At 76.3% G+C, this 3,234-nt stretch carries 1 protein-coding gene; it reads left to right on the top strand.

Annotated elements, in window-relative coordinates:
- Positions 1 to 3,234 (top strand): SDR family NAD(P)-dependent oxidoreductase (locus ACFU6K_RS34830; RefSeq protein WP_380669986.1); only part of this gene is annotated, 3,234 nt, incomplete at both ends.

The following is a 3,234-nucleotide window of genomic DNA, read 5'->3' as shown; positions in this document are numbered from 1 at the left end:
CCGCACCCGGACCGGCCCTGCGCCACCTGCGCGAACTCACCGACCACTGGCGCCCGTTCGGGGCGGCCCCGGCGACGGCCGGCGCCGCCCCGGCGCAGCCCACGGCCGCCCCCGGGGAGGCCGATTCCGAGGGCCCCGACGCCGAAGCCCTCGGAACGGAGACCCTCGGCGCCCCGCTGCCCGCCCCCGGGCCGGACGCGCCCCGGACACTGCCCGAGGCACTGCTGCGCGCCGCCGAGCTGCACCCCGATCGCGGACTCCACCTGATCCGGGCGGGCGGCGAGGCCACCAGACTGACGTACCGTCAACTCCTCGACCGCTCCCGCGAGATCCTCGCGATCCTGGCCGCCGCCGGACTGCGGGCCGGGGACCGGGTGATCCTCCAGGTCCCGGACCCCGAGTTCTACTTCCCCACCCTGTGGGCCTGCTTCCTGGGCGGGATGCAGCCGGTGACGGTCGCCCGCCCGCCGGACTACCACGAGCGCAACCCCGTCCTGGAGAAGCTCTGGCACGCCTGGCAGACCCTGGAGGAGCCGCCGGTGCTCGTCTGCGGGCCCGCGGTGGCGGGCCTGGAGCGGCTCGGGGAGCTCTACCCGGCGCCGGGCCTGCGGGTGATCGCGGTCGACCGGCCCGCCGAGGGAGGGCTGCCGGACGGCCCCGCCCCCGAGCACGCCCCCGCCCCCGCCGACGTCGCGATGCTCCAGCTCTCCTCCGGCAGCACCGGGCGCTCCAAGGCGGTGCAGATCACCCACCGCGGCATCGTGGAGTACGTGGCGGGGGCCGTCGCCCAGGGCACCGATCCGGCCGACACCACGGTCAACTGGCTGCCGCTGGACCACGTCGCCGGACTGCTGATGTTCCACCTGCGCGACGTGGTGCTGGCCGCCGACCAGGTGCAGATCCCCACCGAACTCGTGCTCGCCGACCCGCTGGTCTGGCTGGACGCGCTGGAGCGCTACCGGGCGGCGCACTCCTGGTCGCCCAACTTCGGCTTCCGGCTGGTCGCCGAGGCCGTCCGGGCCGCCGGGCCCGGCCGCCACTGGGACCTGTCCTCGGTCAAGTCGCTGATCAACGCCGGGGAGCAGTGCACCGAGGCGGTGATCGACGAGTTCCTGGCCGCCACCGCCCCGTTCGGTGTCCGCCCCGAGCACATGCTGCTGGCCTGGGGCATGGCCGAGACCTGCACGGCGATCGCCTACAAGCGCTACCACGAGGACGGCGCCCGCCGGCTGGTGCGCACCGACTCGCTGACCGGCCGGCTGGAGCCCGCGGACCCGGACTCGGCGGAGCGCGGCACCGCCTTCCTCAGCATGGGCCGGCCCGCGCCCGGCACCCGGATGCGGGTGGCCGACGACGCCGGACGGGCGCTGCCCGAGCTCCGCGTCGGCCGGCTCCAGGTCCACTCCGGCCGGGTGACACCGGGGTACCTGCACAACCCGCCGGCCAACCAGGAGGCCTTCGTCGGCGACGGCTGGTTCGACACCGGGGACCTGGCCTTCCTGGTCGACGGCGAGGTGGTGCTCACCGGCCGTCGCAAGGAGATCATCATCGTCAACGGCGTGCACTACTTCTGCCACGAGCTGGAGGACGTGGTGGCTTCCGTGGCGGGGGTGCGCTCCGGGCACGTCGCGGCCTTCGGGGTACCGGACGAACGCACCGGCACCGAGCAGTTGGTGATCGCCTACGTCCCGAGCGAGCCGGACGCGCCCGCGCCGCCCGTCGCCGCCGAGGTGCGGCGGCTGCTGGCGGCCCGCCGGCAGCCGGCCCCCGCCCTGGTGCTTCCCGTCCCGGCGGCCGACTTCCCGCGCACCACCAGCGGCAAGATCCAGCGCACCGCGCTGCGCGGGCGGCTGCTGGACGGCGAACTCGACGACCACATCGTCGCGTTGGACCTGGCCGAGGCCAACTCCCGGACGCTGCCGGACTGCGTGCGGCAGCTCGGCTGGGAGGCCCGCCCGGTGGCGGCGAACCCGGCAGCCCTGGCGGCCCCGGCCTCATCGCTGGCTGAGGAAACGATCCTGCTGCTCGGCCCGTCCGGCCCCGGCACCCTCACCGAGGCGCTGGCCGCCGCCCTGCCGAACGCCCTGGTGGTCGACCGCCCGCCGACCGCCGACCCCGAGGACTGGCTGCGGGCCCCCGGCGACCGGACCGCCGACCGGCTGGTCTACCTGTGGAGCGCGACGGCCGACACCTCGGACCAGGCTGCGGACGAGGCGCTGCTTGCCCTGCTGCGGGCGCTCCCGACGCGGGCGCCGGTCCGCGAGCTGGTCTCCGTCAGCGCCGGGCTGCACGCCGTGCTCCCCGGCGAACTCCCCAGCCCCCGAGGCGCGTTGAGCGCCGCACTGACCGCCGGGGCACGGGCCGAGCAGCTGGTGCCCGCCGCCCGGCACCTCGACCTGCCGGGTGACGCGCCGGTCGCGGAGCAGGCCGCCGCGCTGCTCGCCCTGCTCGCCGACCCCCGCCCCGAGCCCGAGTCCGCCTGGCGCGCCGGCCGCCCCTGGGTCCCCCTGCTGGCACCGGCCGAGGCCGCCCCCGAACCGGCCGGGGAAGGCTGCTCACTGCTCACCCCCGGCGCCCGCTACCTGGTCACCGGCGGCCTCGGCGGGATCGCCGCCGAGCTGCTGCCCGGACTGCTGCGCGAGTACGGCTCCCGACTGCTGATCGTCGGCCGCAGCGACCTGGACGCGCCGACCGCCGAGGCGGCCGAGCGCCGGGCCGCGCTGCGCCGACTGGCCGCCCAGGGCGGCCAGGTCACCTACCGCCAGGCCGATGTGACGAATCGTCATCAACTGGCGGAGGTACTCGCCGAGGCCGAGCGCGAGTGGCAGGCGCCGCTGGACGGCGTGCTCCACCTGGCCGGCGGCTACCGGCTCACGCTCCTCGCCGACACCGGTACCGAGGACTGGCGCGAGGCCGTCCGGACCAAGACCGAGGGCACCGACCACCTCATCGAGCTGGTCCGGCAGCGTCCCGGCGCCCAGTTCGTCGCCTTCTCCTCGATGATCGGCCTCCAGGAGGCGGTCGGCTCCGCCGGGTACGCCGCCGCCAACCGCTACCTGGAGAGCACCGTCGAGCGGCTGCGCCGGGAGACCGGCACCCCGGCCTGGACGATCTCCTGGGGCCTGTGGAGCGGGGTCGGCATGAACCGCGACACCGAGAACGAGCAGGCCGCCGCCGGCCGGGGCATCGCCGTGCTGAGCGCCGCGCACGGCCGCCGGCTGGCCGCCCTGCTGC

The sequence above is a fragment of the Kitasatospora sp. NPDC057512 genome (genome assembly GCF_042802135.1).
Classification (GTDB): Bacteria; Actinomycetota; Actinomycetes; order Streptomycetales; family Streptomycetaceae; genus Kitasatospora.
Note: the sequence above shows the minus strand (reverse complement) of the source record. Positions and strands in the feature narration are given on the sequence as shown.